The organism is Pedobacter sp. WC2423 (assembly GCF_040822065.1).
Lineage (GTDB): Bacteria > Bacteroidota > Bacteroidia > Sphingobacteriales > Sphingobacteriaceae > Pedobacter.
In genome coordinates, this window is the sequence record NZ_CP162005.1 from 83,877 (window position 1) to 98,663 (window position 14,787).

General features: G+C 39.2%; 16 protein-coding genes. 11 read left to right on the plus strand and 5 right to left on the minus strand.

The annotated features are described in order from the left end of the window. The first annotated feature begins 1 nt into the window (after position 1). The 7 genes from lpdA (at position 2) to AB3G38_RS00420 (ending at position 7,507) form a co-directional block, all read left to right on the plus strand. Entirely contained in the window at positions 2-1,384 is a 1,383-nt protein-coding gene (gene lpdA / locus AB3G38_RS00390) for a dihydrolipoyl dehydrogenase (protein WP_367866517.1), read from the plus strand. Beyond that, entirely contained in the window at positions 1,385-2,272 is an 888-nt protein-coding gene (locus AB3G38_RS00395) for an ABC transporter ATP-binding protein (RefSeq protein WP_367866518.1), read from the plus strand. Position 2,273: 1 nt separating this feature from the next. Then, a complete protein-coding gene (locus AB3G38_RS00400; RefSeq protein WP_367866519.1) occupies positions 2,274-3,842 on the plus strand; it encodes an ABC transporter permease/substrate-binding protein in 1,569 nt (522 codons plus the stop codon). A gap of 1 nt (position 3,843) precedes the next feature. Continuing rightward, entirely contained in the window at positions 3,844-4,992 is a 1,149-nt protein-coding gene (egtB, locus tag AB3G38_RS00405; RefSeq protein WP_367866520.1) for an ergothioneine biosynthesis protein EgtB, read from the plus strand. Between the two features lie 4 nt (positions 4,993-4,996). Then, positions 4,997-5,935 (plus strand): L-histidine N(alpha)-methyltransferase, encoded by a 939-nt coding sequence (locus AB3G38_RS00410; RefSeq protein ID WP_367866521.1) that lies wholly within the window; start codon positions 4,997-4,999, stop codon positions 5,933-5,935. Between the two features lie 161 nt (positions 5,936-6,096). After that, positions 6,097-6,396, plus strand: a complete 300-nt coding sequence (locus AB3G38_RS00415; protein WP_367866522.1) for an ArsR/SmtB family transcription factor — start codon at positions 6,097-6,099, stop codon at positions 6,394-6,396. A 10-nt stretch (positions 6,397-6,406) separates the two neighbouring features. Then, entirely contained in the window at positions 6,407-7,507 is a 1,101-nt protein-coding gene (locus AB3G38_RS00420) for an NADH:flavin oxidoreductase (protein WP_367866523.1), read from the plus strand. Between the two features lie 82 nt (positions 7,508-7,589). Here AB3G38_RS00420 and AB3G38_RS00425 read toward each other — a convergent pair whose 3' ends face one another. From AB3G38_RS00425 to AB3G38_RS00440, 4 genes are all read right to left on the minus strand, one after another. Then, a complete protein-coding gene (locus AB3G38_RS00425) occupies positions 7,590-8,927 on the minus strand; it encodes an OmpA family protein (RefSeq protein WP_367866524.1) in 1,338 nt (445 codons plus the stop codon). 221 nt (positions 8,928-9,148) lie between these two features. Then, the gene (locus AB3G38_RS00430) at positions 9,149-10,534 is read right to left on the minus strand and encodes an MBL fold metallo-hydrolase (protein WP_367866525.1); all 1,386 of its coding nucleotides are present in this window, start codon (positions 10,532-10,534) and stop codon (positions 9,149-9,151) included. Between the two features lie 133 nt (positions 10,535-10,667). Continuing rightward, on the minus strand, positions 10,668-11,483 hold the full coding sequence (locus AB3G38_RS00435) for an NAD(P)H-binding protein (protein WP_367866526.1): 816 nt from the start codon (positions 11,481-11,483) through the stop codon (positions 10,668-10,670). Positions 11,484-11,588: 105 nt separating this feature from the next. After that, positions 11,589-11,795 (minus strand): cold-shock protein, encoded by a 207-nt coding sequence (locus AB3G38_RS00440; RefSeq protein ID WP_037438206.1) that lies wholly within the window; start codon positions 11,793-11,795, stop codon positions 11,589-11,591. Positions 11,796-11,940: 145 nt separating this feature from the next. On the opposite strand from AB3G38_RS00440, the gene AB3G38_RS00445 reads away from it, so the two are divergent. From AB3G38_RS00445 to AB3G38_RS00460, 4 genes are all read left to right on the plus strand, one after another. Next, complete coding sequence (locus AB3G38_RS00445; protein WP_367866527.1) at positions 11,941-12,198, plus strand: hypothetical protein; 258 nt, start codon at positions 11,941-11,943, stop codon at positions 12,196-12,198. A 114-nt stretch (positions 12,199-12,312) separates the two neighbouring features. Continuing rightward, a complete protein-coding gene (locus AB3G38_RS00450; protein WP_367866528.1) occupies positions 12,313-12,795 on the plus strand; it encodes a YMGG-like glycine zipper-containing protein in 483 nt (160 codons plus the stop codon). Positions 12,796-12,883: 88 nt separating this feature from the next. Beyond that, positions 12,884-13,429, plus strand: a complete 546-nt coding sequence (locus AB3G38_RS00455) for a transposase (protein WP_367865484.1) — start codon at positions 12,884-12,886, stop codon at positions 13,427-13,429. Next, positions 13,348-14,244: an IS3 family transposase gene (locus AB3G38_RS00460; protein ID WP_367868740.1), complete on the plus strand. Its 897-nt coding sequence runs from the start codon at positions 13,348-13,350 to the stop codon at positions 14,242-14,244. The genes AB3G38_RS00455 and AB3G38_RS00460 overlap by 82 nt, the downstream gene beginning before the upstream one ends. 73 nt (positions 14,245-14,317) lie before the next feature. On the opposite strand, the gene AB3G38_RS00465 is transcribed toward AB3G38_RS00460, so the two are convergent. After that, positions 14,318-14,515 carry a hypothetical protein gene (locus AB3G38_RS00465; RefSeq protein ID WP_367866529.1) on the minus strand — a complete coding sequence of 66 codons (198 nt, stop codon included), beginning with the start codon at positions 14,513-14,515 and terminating at the stop codon, positions 14,318-14,320. Positions 14,516-14,787: the final 272 nt, after the last annotated feature.

Genomic DNA, 14,787 nt, shown 5'->3' on the forward strand with positions numbered 1-14,787 from the left:
AATGAAGGAATTTGACGCAATAGTAATCGGTGCAGGTCAGGCTGGCGTGCCCCTGGCTAAGAAATTAGCAAATGCAGGCTGGAAAACTGCATTGATAGAAAAAAGAATGGTTGGTGGTACTTGTATCAATGACGGTTGTACGCCTACTAAAGCTATGGTCGCTTCTGCCAGGCTGGCTTATCAGGCTGGCAGAAGTAAAGACCTGGGGATCGATATACCTGCTTATGAGATAGATTTCAAGGCAATTATGGCCCGTAAAGCAGCTATTGTGACCCAATTCCGTGAAGGTTCAATTGCCGGAATCGAAAAGACGAAGAACCTGACCCTGATTTATGGAGAGGCTAAGTTTCAGGATGACCATACTGTATATGTGAATCAAAGAGATGGCAATTTTGAAAATTATACTGCTAAACATATTTTTATCAATACAGGGGCGAGTCCGCGGATACCAGATATAGAAGGTGTTAAAGCCATTAAATACCTCACTTCAACCACTATTCTTGAACTTAAAGAAGTTCCTGAACATCTGCTGATTGTTGGGGGAGGTTATATTGGGCTGGAATTCGGGCAGATGTTTAAGCGTTTTGGTTCCAGAATTACTATTATGGAACAAGGTGCACAGCTGATGCCAAAAGAAGATAATGACGTTTGTGAAGTCATGAGCGAGATCTTCAAAGAAGAAGGAATGGAGGTTTTAACAGAAGCCAAAGTCGTGAAATTTGAAACACTAGCGAATGATAAAATTAAAGCTACTCTGGATTTAAAAGGCGAAAAAACGACCATTACCTGTTCACATGTACTGCTTGCATCAGGCAGAGCACCTCAAACAACAGCTTTAGGACTGGAAAATACGAGTGTAGAATGTGATCCGCACGGATTTATTAAGGTGAATGAATTTCTGGAAACTAAAGCGCCAAATATATATGCTTTAGGAGATGTAAAAGGTGGTCCTGCATTTACACATATTTCATATAATGATTATATTGTAGTCACCAAAAATCTTTTGGAAGGACTCAAAATGAGTATTAAAGACCGTATGATACCCTATTGTATGTTTACTGATCCTCAATTAGGCCGTATTGGTATAACTGAAACACAGGCGGCCGCACAGGGAATCGATTACCTGGTTGCTAAAATTCCAATGCGGAATGTAGCCAGGGCGATTGAAAATGCCGAAACCAGAGGTTTTATGAAAGCTGTGGTTGATCAAAAGACCAAACAAATACTTGGGGCAACTATCATTGGTGAACAAGGGGGTGAGATTATGTCCATTTTGCAAATGGCGATGATGGGAAAGATCACTTATGAGGAGATCAGATTTACCATTTTTGCACATCCTTTATATGCTGAATCTCTGAATAACTTATTTATGTCAATCGCCTAAATGATTAAAGCAGAAAACCTGGTCAGAAAATTTGGTACTTCAATAGCCGTTGATAATATCAGCTTTGAGGTGAAAAAAGGTGAAAACCTGATTTTATTGGGCACAAGCGGCTGCGGTAAAACAACTACATTACGTATGATCAACAGGTTGATTTCACCAGATTCGGGAACTGTTTTTCTGGACGGAGTTGATATCAGTACCCGTCAGCCAGAGGAATTAAGGCGTGGTATAGGTTATGTATTACAAAATCATGGTCTTTTTCCGCATTATACAGTCGCTGAAAATATAGCTATTGTTCCACGATTGCTGAGATGGAGAAATGAGGACATTCGTAAAAGGGCAGAAGAACTCTTTCATAAACTAAATCTTGATCCTGCCCTGGCTGATAAATATCCGGCAGCTTTAAGTGGGGGACAGCAACAGCGGGTTGGTTTAGCCAGGTCACTCATGGTTAACCCTCCGGTGCTATTAATGGATGAACCTTTTGGTGCATTAGATAATTTAACAAGAATTAGTATCCGTAAAGAGTTTAAAGCTTTGGATGAACTGGTTAAAAAGACAGTGGTTATGGTTACGCATGATGTACAGGAGGCTTTTGAAATGGGAGACCGTATTTGCCTGATGGACAGAGGTGAGATTAAACAAATCGGAACACCAGAAGATTTACTTTTTCATCCTGCAAATGACTTTGTAGCTGATTTCTTTAAAGAGCAGCGGTTACAACTGGAATTGAAATCTGTGTTGATTGCTGAATTATTGCCAGGTTATTCAGACCAGGAGGTTACTGTTTGGGAAAAAATGGAGCAATTACTTCAGAAGGACAGTAAAGATGATGCAGTAAATATGGAAGACCTGATGCGTGCTTTTTCAGCTTATAAAAAACAATAATATGGAACAGGCACAAACTTTCTGGGGATTTGTCAGTCAGCAGTCCGATAAATTATGGAGCCAGACCTGGGCACATATAGGACTAACTTTGATTTCATTAATCATTGCGATCCTGATTGCTGTTCCGGTAGGAATACTGATTACCAGGAAGCAAAAGTTATCTGGTATTGTACTAGGTTTAGCCGGTATCTTACAGACTATTCCGAGTATTGCACTGCTTGGGGTACTGATACCTTTTCTGGGCATCGGCCCGAAGCCAGCTATTCTCGCACTATTTCTTTATGCACTGTTACCGATCATCAGAAATACCTACACTGGTATTATGGAGGTAAATCCTGCGGTAGTTGAAGCTGCTAAAGGAATGGGAATGAGTAAATGGCAGATCCTGATGAAAGTTGAATTGCCTTTAGCCTTTCCAGTGCTGATGGCCGGTATCCGGACAGCTACAGTAATTAATGTGGGCGTAGCTACGCTGGCAGCCTATATTGCTGCGGGTGGCTTAGGAGAATTTATTTTCGGTGGTATTGCTTTAAATAATGCTAATATGATTCTGGCGGGTGCTATCCCTGCCGCTTTACTGGCAATTGTACTGGATTTTTTATTGTCTCTCGTTCAAAAACTGAATTTGAAAAGTATTCGTATCTCTTATCTGGTACTTCCTTTTGCTTTGATTACACTGAGCTCTTTCTATTTATTGCCAACGCAAATTGGCGGAAAGATGCTGGGTGGCTTTACTCCTGAATTTATGGGCAGAGAAGATGGGTATTTAGGACTGAAAAGAATCTATAAATTGGGGATTGAAACTGTAGTAATCAGTGACGCTGTAATGTATAAAGCTGCTTTTGAGAAAAAATTAGATGTGATTAGTGGTTACAGTACTGATGGTAGACTGAAAGCTTATGACCTGGTGATTCTGGAAGACGACAAGCATATCTTTCCCCCTTATTATGCCGCTCCGGTAGTGCGGCAGGAAGTGCTGGATCAGCATCCTGAACTTGAAGGTGTATTGAACCAATTATCCGGGTTTATTAATGATTCAACTATGATTGCAATGAATTATAGAGTTGATCAGCTCAAAGAAACTCCTGAAAAGGTTGCCCTGGATTTTACCAAAGCACATCATTTATATAAACCGGCCAGAACTGCTGGAAAAGGTACTATCAGGATAGGATCAAAGATATTTGGGGAGCAATATATCCTGGCTCAGATTTACAAAATATTGATTAAAGGAAATACAGATTTGGAAGTTATGACTAAAACGGGGCTAGGAGGTACAAAAATATGTTTTGACGCACTGACTAATAATCAGATCGATTTTTATCCGGAGTATACAGGAACGGGTTTTTTAGTGCTGCTTAAACCTGACATGAAAACGATAAATAAATTGACAGGAGATGTGGATGGTGTATACCGGTATGTCAGTGATGAATTTAAAAGTCAATTCAATGTGAAGTGGCTTAAACCAATAGGCTTCAATAATGCCTATGCATTGATGATGAGAAGAGAACAGGCACAAAGTTTGCAGATCAAAACCATAACAAACTTAACTAACTATCAAAACCAAAATTAATATGTCACTTTGGGAGCAATACTCCGCAGTGAGGTCGCATAGCGTACAGCTATGTGACAAACTGCAAAAAGAAGACTACGTGGTACAGCCGGCGGAAGAAGTTAGCCCGCCTAAATGGCATCTCGGGCACACCACCTGGTTTTTTGAGACTTTTATTTTGATACCTCACGCTGTTGCTTATCAGTCTTTTAATCCGGATTATAATTATGTTTTCAATAGTTATTATGAAAGTATAGGAGCAAGAGTTATTCGTACAGACAGAGGTAATCTGAGCCGTCCGACGGTAGATGAGATTTTCCATTACCGTGCTTATGTGGATGAGGCGATGGACAAATTCCTGCGCTGTGGAATTAGTAAGGATATAGAAGAGCTCCTGATATTAGGATTAAACCATGAACAGCAGCATCAGGAGCTGTTGTGGTATGATATTAAATATATTTTGGGCCATAATCCGTTATTTCCGGTTTATGCTGCCGATAACATAGAAAAGGGATTAACGCTGGCTGAACAAGGCTGGACAGATTTCAAAGAGGGGGTCTATGAAGTTGGATACCAGGGGGACTCTTTTCATTTTGACAATGAGCTTGGCAGGCATAAAGTATATATCCAGAACTTCAGTATTTCAACCTGTCTGGTGAGCAATGCAGAATATCTGGAATTTATAAAGGCAGGAGGGTATGAGGATTTTAGTTTATGGCATGCACAAGGCTGGGACTGGGTAAAGGAAAAACACATCAACGCACCTTTATATTGGTATGAAATTGAGGGGCAATGGCATCGTTATAGTTTATCCGGACTGGAAATTTTAAAAATGAATTCCCCTGTTTCGAATATCAGTTACTATGAAGCCTCGGCTTATGCGCAATGGAAAGGTATGCGTTTACCAACGGAATTTGAGTGGGAAGTGGCTTCTTCTTTATTTGAATGGGGTAAATTGTGGGAATGGACAGAGAGTGCTTACCTGCCTTATCCGGGTTTCTCCAAAGCTGCGGGAGCACTGGGCGAATACAACGGTAAATTTATGGTGAATCAGAAAGTATTGCGCGGTGCATCAATTGCTACCCCTGCAAAGCATAGCAGAAACACTTATAGAAACTTCTTTCACCCTGATATGCGCTGGATGTTCAGTGGTATCAGGCTTTCAAAATAATGATATGAATCAATTTTTAAAAGAGGTTCTACACGACCTTAGTCAACCACAGAAAACTTTAAATGCTAAGTATTTTTACGACGGAAAGGGAGATAAACTTTTTCAGGAGATTATGAATTGCCCTGAATATTATCCAACCAACTGTGAAAAGGAGATCTTCAGAGAGCGGTTTAAAGACCTGGCAATTACCTTGAAAAACGGATTTAATACTTTCGATCTGGTGGAAATGGGCGCAGGAGATGCTACAAAGTCAAGTTATCTGCTCAAAGAACTGGTAGATACTCAGGTAGACTTTACTTATATGCCTATTGATATTTCCTCTACAATGATTGCGCATTTAGAGCAGTCATTACCAGCAAAAATTGAAGGTCTGAAAGTAAAGGGCTTAAATGGGGAATATTTTGATATGCTGGAAAAAGCAAATCGCATCTCTTCCAGAAAGAAGGTGGTTATGCTGCTTGGAGGGAACATTGGAAATGAAACACCTGAGAATGCGATTGAATTTTGCCGTAAAATCCGTGCTGCACTACAAGAAGGAGATTTAGTGTTAATTGGTTTTGATCTGAAAAAGAATCCGCATACTATTCTTGCCGCTTATAATGATGCTGCAGGCTTTACGCGTGATTTTAACCTGAACCTGCTACATCGCATAAATAATGAATTAGGCGGTGATTTTAAGGTATCTCAATTTCAGCATTATCCGAACTATGATCCGATAACTGGTGCTTGTAAAAGTTATCTGGTTAGTAAAAAAAATCAGAAGGTGAATATTGCTGATCAAACTCTTCAATTTCATGAAAATGAAGTGATTTATATGGAGATTTCCCAAAAGTACAGTATACAGGAGATAGAGGGAATGGCTAAAATATCGGGATTTAAAACTGTAACGCATTTCTATGATCATAAGAAATGGTTTGTTGATACTGTTTGGCAATGCGTATAGCGTAGCTTTAATCAGAATTCATCATAGGCTGCGAAGGCTTAATTACTCTCAATAGGGTGGTTAAGCCTTTTTTATTGTCAGTTTTTTGTCTGGATATCAGGTTAATGTCACTTTGTATCCTTGGATAGGGATATCGGGAAGTTCCGATATACATTTGTGCCATGGATCAGGTAGAGGTATTTAAAGCGTTGTCGAATAAGACAAGATTAATGATTTTACAATGGCTGAAAGAGCCTGAATTACATTTTCCTCCACAAGATCGGGATATAAAAGAGGTGGGTGTTTGCGTAGGTCAGATACAGTGTAAAGCACAGCTGACGCAATCAACAATTTCTGAATACTTATCGATCCTCCATAGAAGCGGATTGATCGAATCAACCCGTATAGGACAGTGGACATATTATAAAAGAAATGAGGCTGCCTGCCTTGAACTTAAACAGTTAATAGAAACTTCAATATAATTAAATAGTTATGAATACAGAAAGTTTGTTCCAGCCCTTTAAGCTGAAAACATTGAATATTAAAAATAGATTGGTGATGGCGCCGATGACACGTGCATTCTCACCAAATGGCATACCAACAGCAGATGTAGCTGATTATTATCGTAAAAGAGCAGCTGGCGATGTCGGTTTGATTTTATCAGAAGGTACAGTGATTGACCGCCTTTCTTCGGCAAGTGACCCGAGCATTCCTCATTTTTATGGAGAAAAAGCATTAGCAGGATGGGACAAAGTAATTAAAGATGTGCATTCAGCAGGAGGTCAGATGGGTCCTCAGATCTGGCATATGGGTATACAGGCTGACCATAAATCTGGCTGGGTTCCTCCAGTAGAATTTGAAGGGCCCTCAGGATTTGTAAATCCTGGGCAGCAAAAAGGAAAAGCAATGACGGAAAGTGATATTGCTGATGCGATTTTATCTTATGGACGTGCAGCTGCTGATGCGAAGAGATTAGGGTATGATACTGTGGAAATACACGGTGCACATGGTTATTTAATCGATCAGTTTTTCTGGGATCAGTTAAACCATCGTACTGATAACTACGGGGGTAAAACAATTGCTGAAAGAAGTCGCTTCGCGGTAGAAGTGGTCAAAGAAGTACGCAGGCAAGTTGGTAATGATTTTGCAGTTATCCTTCGTTTATCACAATGGAAACCACAAGATTATAATTATAAACTTGCCGCTAACCCGACAGAAATGGATAGCTGGTTAAATCCTATTGTAGATGCTGGGGTTGATATTTTACATTGTTCACAACGCCGTTTCTGGGAACCTGAATTTGAAGGTTCAGACTTAAACTTTGCAGGATGGGCTAAAAAAATTACAGGCGCAGCTACGATTACAGTAGGATCGGTAGGTTTGAATGGAGAGTTTACTGCTGCTTTTGCTGGCGAATCTTCACAGCCAAGTTCTCTGGATGAGTTGGTTAGAAGATTGGATAGAGGTGATTTTGACCTGGTTGCTGTTGGAAGGCCACTGCTGGCTGATCCGGAGTGGGTGCAAAAAATTCGTGATCACCGTGAAGATGAATTAAAAGGGTTTACTGCTGCAGCACTTGCTGAACTGGTTTAAACCATTATAAAATTAATATCCATAAAAAAAGCAGGTGTCTATTAAAGACACCTGCTTTTTTTATGGATTTAAACTGTTCTGATTAAAATAAAGAGAATTCAACTCTTCTGTTTTTCTGACGACCAGCAGCAGTTTTGTTAGATGCAATTGGTTGGTTTGGACCGTAACCTGTTGCTTCAATACGAGATGCATTAGCACCTTGTGAAACTAAGTAAGTTTTGATCGCTTCAGCTCTGTCTTTAGAAAGACGTAAGTTGATAGCCATTGAACCAGTGTTATCTGTGTGACCAGCTAATTTCAAGCTAAAGTTTTTCTCTACTAATAAAGCAGCAACTTTGTTTAAAGTATTGTATGAAGTAGAACGGATAGTAGATTTACCTAAGTCAAACTCTAAGTTTCTGATTGCTTCATCAACAACTCTGCGATCTTCAGCAGTAACGATTACTTTTTCTTTGATAATTTGTTTTGGTGTTTTTAAAGGACAACCAGCACCATCAACAGTAGTGTTTGCTGGAGTTCCAGGGCACTTGTCAAATTTGTTAGCTACACCGTCTCCATCTTCATCACCCATATCTTTAGCATATTGTTCCTGATCTCTCAGTCTGTTTTGCTCAGAAGTAGATAATGCTCTTCTTAACTCAGCGCTTTCTGCTGCACTTTCTTCACGAACTGCTGCAATTGCACTGAAGTTCTGTAATTGAGAAGTTCCTCTTTTACCAAGAGCGATCTCAACACCAGCATGTGCATAAGTGAATTTGTCATTAGTTGCACTTTGTACACCGTCAAAGTTGTTAGTTTTCATGAAGTTAACTGTGTAACCTAAATCAAGGTTAACACCTTTTGATAAACCAACTTTGAAACCTGCTCCAACTGGGATAAACCAGTGCTCGCCATAACCTGTACTTCCTGAAGGTACGCCATTAAGTGCTGAATTTGCATTCGTATTAGCGCTTGAAGACATATAACCAGCACCAGCTGTTAAGTATGGTGAAAGAATAGTACGTTTGTGGTTTAAGCTCATGTTAGCAATTGTGAAATTACCACTAACAGCTGCAGACCAGTCGATACGAGTTTCAAAGCTAGAACCTGCCTGTACACTACCATCTGGGTTATTAGCTCTTAAACCTTTTACTTTACCAGCAAGGAAGTCTGCCTGAATACCAAATCCCGGAAGAATTTGTTTCTTAATGTAACCTCCATAACCCCAGCTTTCTTGTGGAGTACTGAAGTCACCATTACCTCTGCTATTGAAGGGAGTATAGTGGGTTAACATACCACCATTTAAACCTATTGACCAGGTACGGAAATCTTTTTTCTCGAAGCGTTTTGTTGTATCAGAATTTACATCCTGTGCGAACAACGAGGTTGATAGTCCTACTAAGGATAGTATCAACGCTGATTTTGTAATTCTTGAGTTCATCTTTATTTATAGTTAGATATTAAATCATCAGTACTTTACTGAATGATTAACTAACGCGTAATAATCCTGCCAATTGAAATTTAATTGAGATTATAAATATATAATAAATTGATAATGAATGTTTTAAGTGGTTATTTGTCTTTTGAGTTCATACTGACTATTCTCTTCCGAAGTTCAATAAACTGTATAGTATTTGCTACAGAATTATTTTTTTCTATAAATTACAGTTCAAATACTTCACCCTTTTCTGGTATAGTTACCGTGTATCCGGCTTCTGCTATTGCAACTGCTAAACTCTCCAGGCTTTTACTTTCACCATGAACAAGAAATACTTTTTTTAGTTTTTCTGGACTTTGTTGTTTCACCGTGTTTAACAAGTCGTCATGATCACCATGCCCGCTCAGCAGGTCTGTTTGCTTGATTGTTGCAAAAACCATTAAATCACGATGACGTAAACGAACAATAGGGTCCCCTCTGAGTAGCCTGTTCCCTAAAGTTCCTTTGGCACAATAGCCGATAAACAGAATAGTACAGTAGTAATTTTGGATATTATGGTATAAATGATCCTGAATCCTTCCACCTTCCAGCATACCTGCTGAAGAGATAATAATACAAGGTTCATGATAATTAGAGATCGAAATACTCTCTCTCTTATCTTGTACATAAGAAAGTTCCTCAAATTCAAACTCATCACCTTTACGGTTATAAAAATTCTGAGATTCTTCATTGAGTAAATGATGGTGTTTACGGTAAACATCCGTCGCAAAACTAGCTAGTGGACTATCTACAAATATTTTTACAGGAGGAAGTAATCCTTCGCTGAATATTTTGTTCAGTGAATAAACCAGGGCCTGAGTTCTTCCTATACTAAAAGCAGGAATAATTAAACGTCCTGGAAATTTAACACAGGTTTCATTAATCGTTTCTACCAGTTTCTGTTCAATCGTGGTGTCTTTACTGTGGAGCCTGCCGCCATAAGTAGATTCAGATACCAGGTAGTCAACCTCAGGAATCGGTTGTGGATCTACCAAAACCGGATAGTTTTTACGACCTATATCTCCGGTAAAAGCAATGCGCTTTTCCTTTCCGTCTTCCATAATGTTTAATACCACAGCTGCTGCACCTAATAAATGGCCTACAGGAATAAAGCGAAGTGTAATATCTTCTTTGATTGTGAAATCTTTATCGAAGGCAATAGTTACAAAACGATCTACAGTATCCATCACATGTTTGTGAAGATAAAGTGGTTTAGGGCCGGATGATGCTCGTTTGCCTCTGGCTCTTTTATTCTGTTTACTCAAAAAGATATTTACAGAGTCCATTAGCAGGAGTTCTGTTAAATCTGCTGTTGGTGGTGTACAGAGAATCTGACCATTAAATCCTAGTCTTAAAAGTGTAGGTAAATTTCCAGAATGGTCAATATGTGCATGGGTTAAAATAACCACATCTATAGTAGCCGGATCAAAGGGGAAATACTGATTTTCTTCCTGATAAGTTTCCTTTTCGTAATCAAGTCCGCAATCTATAAGTATACTATAATTGTGTGATTGAAGCAGATGCATACTTCCTGTTACCTGTTTCGCTGCTCCCCAAATCGTTAATTTCATGTCTGTATATATTTTTCCGCAATCTTTAGGGCCTGTTTAAACATCTATAGAAGATAAACAATTTTAATTGCAAAAGCCCGGATTCTTTAAGCTTAAAAAGAATAAAAAGATGAGCAAGATATCATTTTAAAACTTAAACAAGGCTATTTAGTGAGATCTTAAATTCATAATTGAGTTTTTCAGCTATATATATACTATGCACCGATTTCCAGTTGAGCAGTTCATCTTTGAACTGAGGTATTTCTAATCCTGATCTTGCGGCTGCAGCAGTATAAAATATGGAACGAGTGGGATGAGCTGTAGCACATGCATTAAAAATATAGCCAAAGGCTTGCTTTTCAATGATGCGTAATGTTAAACCGGTACAATCTGAGAGGTGAATAAGATTTACAGGGGCTTTTCCATTCGGTATAGCTGATTTGCCAGCAAAGAATCTCCCCGGATCTCTGCCAGGGCCAATCAAGCCACCAAATCTGAGTATTGTAGTACTAAAATTCTCGTTCGTTGTTAAAGCTTGTTCAGCAGCCAGAATTGCTTTACCAGACTCTGTTTCAGGGTTTGGGACAGTGTGTTCATTAACCTCCTGATTATAATCTCCATATACTGAAGTAGCACTGATAAAGATAATATTTGGAATATTACCATTTACTGCCGCTTCTGATACTTTCTGAATCTTTGATAAAAAGGTATGTTGCTCTGCTGTATTTCTCTTTGGAGGGATGCTTATAATGAGTAAATCACAGTCGAAAAATTCATAGTCCACATTATCTTTCTCTTCAGTGAAATTTATAAGATAGGGCAGGATTCCAGCTTGCTGAAGACTTTCTAATTTATCAGGTGTAGTTGTCGAACCTTTTACGGTATAACCGTTTTTTAGCAGTTCTTTAGCAAGCTCTAGTCCGTACCAACCACAGCCCAGTATGCTGATTTTATTATTTAATGAATACATGAATGCTGATTTTTATAGCCTGAAAGTTTTAAATGGCTTTGTGTGAATTTTATAAAAAAAGGGGTGATGCATTGCATCACCCCTTTTTGAATTTTAACGAATTTCTTAAAGAACAGTTACATTAGAAGCCTCAGGGCCTTTTTTACCGTCATTCAATTCGAATTCTACATTGTCACCCTCATTCAATTCTCTGAATGAATCTCCTGCAATCGCAGAAAAATGTACGAAAATATCTTTTCCTCCATCTTCTGGAGTTATAAAACCAAACCCTTTTGCAGAATTAAACCATTTAACTTTTCCTGTTGTACGCATATTAATGTTATAAATTTCGCTGTGAAAATAATCAATTGAATACTAATATCCAAAATCTTAATTGCTTATTGTATTCATTTTACATGAATTGAGTAAAACCAGCGGATATTGTTTTTGTTGTTATTAAAATATAAAAGATCAATTTATGATAAATTCAGGATCAAAAGCAAACAAGATTAAAACTGACGAGCTAAATGGGATTAAAGCAGCTCATACAAATGAAGACCCGAAGCAGTACCACGAAGCGGACAATTTAGGATTGGATGCAGATGGTTCTTCTGTAAATCAAGGAAAGACTAATTATAACAATGATAATGACAGGGTTTCCCATAATCCGGATGGAGAAGATGATGACCATGATACGAGAGAGTCACCTGGCCATTCCCCTTTAATGGATAAATAAGATGCTTTTAGATAAGTTTTACAAGTTATTGTAACAGGAATATTAATCTTGGCATCATTTTAGCAAACAGTTATGTGACTTTAATATCTATATAACAACTAAAAAAAACACAAGATGAAAAATACGTTCGCAATATTAGGTATAGCACTTGCTTTTACAGCATGTACTAATGCCAAGAAAGAAGAAGCAATTAAAGTAGCTACGATCAAAGCTGTAAAAGACAGTATGAGATTAGATAGCTTTAAAAGAGCAGATGCTGCTGAAAAACAGCAGGCAGCCAGAATACAGGAAGAAAAAAGAGTTTTGATGCTGGCTTCTGCCAAAGCTGCTGAAAATGCTCCTGCTGCTACAATGGCTTCACCACGCAATCATTCTGTAAATCAACAGACAACTACTACAACAACTAAAAAGAAAGGTTGGAGCAGTGCAGCATTAGGAACTGTTATTGGTGCAGGTGCAGGTGGATTAGGTGGGGCACTTATTGACAAAAAGAAAGGCAGAGGTGCTATTATCGGTGGTGTAGCGGGTGCTGGTGCAGGATATTTAATCGGTCGTGGACAAGATAGAAAATCGGGTAGGGTTCAATCCAACAATTAGGTTTTGGATCAGTAAGCATTTATATAACATAAAAAAGCCTGATTTTGAAGTGCCCCCAAAAAGTTAGACACTTATTGGGGGCATTTTTATGAATAGAAAAACAAAGTTTAGTTTAAGCTTCAAGGAAGCTTTGGTGAAGGAGGTTGTTTCCGGGTCAATCGGATCAAGGGAACTTTCCAGAAAGCATGGCATCAACGACCGATACCTACGCCGTCTGGTCAAGAATTACGAGGACCGTGGTAGCTTGAGCCATCAGCAGGGCAATAATATATACGACAAGGCACTCAAGGTTGCATGCGTTCTTTCGGTGATAAAAAAGCGTTTATCTTTGAGCGAGGCGGCCACATGTTTCGGGATCCCCAGCGACAGCACCATCGTCCACTGGATGAAGCTCTATGGTGAATTTGGCGAGGAAGGTCTTGAAACTACCAAAGTTGGCCGTTCAAAGAATATGTCGGCACCAGATAACAACAGGATAAAAAAGAAGAAGGATCCATTAGATCCACAGGCAGCTTTGCAGGAGGAGCTGGAGTTCCTACGTGCAGAAAATGCATATCTAAAAAAGCTAAGTGCCTTAATTCAACAGGAAAAGTCCAAAGCGCGCGAACCAAAGCCAAAGCGGTCGAAGAATTAAGGCATACCTATGACCTGCATCTATTATTGTCTGCTTCTGAACTGGCGCGGAGCACGTTCTACTATCACCTTAAACATGCTAAAGAAGATAGGTATGCACCTGCCAGGAAGCTGATCTCCGATATCTTTCACAGACACAGGGGGCGTTATGGATATCGGCGGATAACGGCAGCGCTCAAGCAACAGGGCTGTACGATCAACCACAAAACGGTGTCAAGGATTATGGGCGAACTTGGGCTAAAATGTACACTGAGGCCTAAAAGATACCGATCCTATAAGGGAGACCATGGAAGGATTGCGCCCGATCTGGTGAGGCGAGGTTTCAAAACCGAGCTGCCGAACCAAAAGTGGGTCACTGATGTTACGGAATTTGCAGTGGCAGGCCAGAAACTCTATCTCTCCCCGATACTCGATCTCTACAATTCAGAGATCATTTCTTATCATCTAGACGTCCGGCCCAATTACGGGCTGGTCGGCAGAATGGTAGAAATGGCATTTGAAAAACATGCCGACCTCAACGGCCTAATACTGCATTCCGACCAGGGATGGCACTATCAGATGAAATCCTATCAGCGTGCGCTAGAAAAGAAGGGGGTGCTACAGAGCATGTCCAGAAAAGGCAACTGCCTGGACAATGCGGTAATGGAGAACTTCTTCGGAATACTAAAATCAGAACTATTCTACGTGAAAAAATATACATCAGTCGAAGAACTCAAAACAGATATCAAAAGTTATATTGAATACTACAACAATGACAGGATCAAAATGAAACTAAATGCAAAAAGTCCGGTACAATACCGGACTCTTGCAGCCTAATTTTTTAAAGTTAAATTTGTCTAACTTTTTGGGGGCACTTCATTTATCATATGATAAATCAGGCTTTTTTATGTTATTTCTTTTCAGGTGCTTTTTCTGGAGGTGTTGATACGATTTCACCGTATTCATTTACGTATGCCATCATACTATCCAAATCGCCGCCTGTTGAATTTTGCTTGCGTTCTTCTTTGCGTTGCTCTTTATCTTCTTTTTTCTTCTGCCTGTTTTTTTCTAGTTGCTTCTTCATGAAGGTCGCCTGAGACTTAGCCATAAATTTCCGTATTTAGTTTAAAAATAACTCTTCTCTGCTGTTACTTGTTAAGGCGTTCCATAAACAATATAATTCTGGATCGATCTAGCCCGAATAAAACTTAAATTCCCGGGCAACAACGGTAGGGAAGCCAGGAGAAATTGAATCTAATCAAATGGATGATTAGCAAGTAAGTATTAAGAGAGTCTGAGTTTATACTCCGTTCTACGCAAATATACACAAAATAATTTATTTACAAAAGCTGGGGCTGAATATATATTAATCTATTTCAT

Excerpts from the sequence above, each read along its gene's own strand:
- AB3G38_RS00420 (WP_367866523.1), top strand. The coding sequence starts at position 6,407 with ATGAATACAGAAAGTTTGTTCCAGCCCTTTAAGCTGAAAACATTGAAT.
- AB3G38_RS00395 (WP_367866518.1), top strand. The coding sequence starts at position 1,385 with ATGATTAAAGCAGAAAACCTGGTCAGAAAATTTGGTACTTCAATAGCC.
- AB3G38_RS00455 (WP_367865484.1), top strand. The coding sequence starts at position 12,884 with ATGAATAGAAAAACAAAGTTTAGTTTAAGCTTCAAGGAAGCTTTGGTG.
- egtB (WP_367866520.1), top strand. The coding sequence starts at position 3,844 with ATGTCACTTTGGGAGCAATACTCCGCAGTGAGGTCGCATAGCGTACAG.
- AB3G38_RS00435 (WP_367866526.1), bottom strand. The coding sequence starts at position 11,483 with ATGTATTCATTAAATAATAAAATCAGCATACTGGGCTGTGGTTGGTAC.
- AB3G38_RS00415 (WP_367866522.1), top strand. The coding sequence starts at position 6,097 with ATGGATCAGGTAGAGGTATTTAAAGCGTTGTCGAATAAGACAAGATTA.
- AB3G38_RS00440 (WP_037438206.1), bottom strand. The coding sequence starts at position 11,795 with ATGCGTACAACAGGAAAAGTTAAATGGTTTAATTCTGCAAAAGGGTTT.
- AB3G38_RS00410 (WP_367866521.1), top strand. The coding sequence starts at position 4,997 with ATGAATCAATTTTTAAAAGAGGTTCTACACGACCTTAGTCAACCACAG.
- AB3G38_RS00400 (WP_367866519.1), top strand. The coding sequence starts at position 2,274 with ATGGAACAGGCACAAACTTTCTGGGGATTTGTCAGTCAGCAGTCCGAT.
- AB3G38_RS00445 (WP_367866527.1), top strand. The coding sequence starts at position 11,941 with ATGATAAATTCAGGATCAAAAGCAAACAAGATTAAAACTGACGAGCTA.
- lpdA (WP_367866517.1), top strand. The coding sequence starts at position 2 with ATGAAGGAATTTGACGCAATAGTAATCGGTGCAGGTCAGGCTGGCGTG.
- AB3G38_RS00425 (WP_367866524.1), bottom strand. The coding sequence starts at position 8,927 with ATGAACTCAAGAATTACAAAATCAGCGTTGATACTATCCTTAGTAGGA.
- AB3G38_RS00465 (WP_367866529.1), bottom strand. The coding sequence starts at position 14,515 with ATGGCTAAGTCTCAGGCGACCTTCATGAAGAAGCAACTAGAAAAAAAC.
- AB3G38_RS00450 (WP_367866528.1), top strand. The coding sequence starts at position 12,313 with ATGAAAAATACGTTCGCAATATTAGGTATAGCACTTGCTTTTACAGCA.
- AB3G38_RS00430 (WP_367866525.1), bottom strand. The coding sequence starts at position 10,534 with ATGAAATTAACGATTTGGGGAGCAGCGAAACAGGTAACAGGAAGTATG.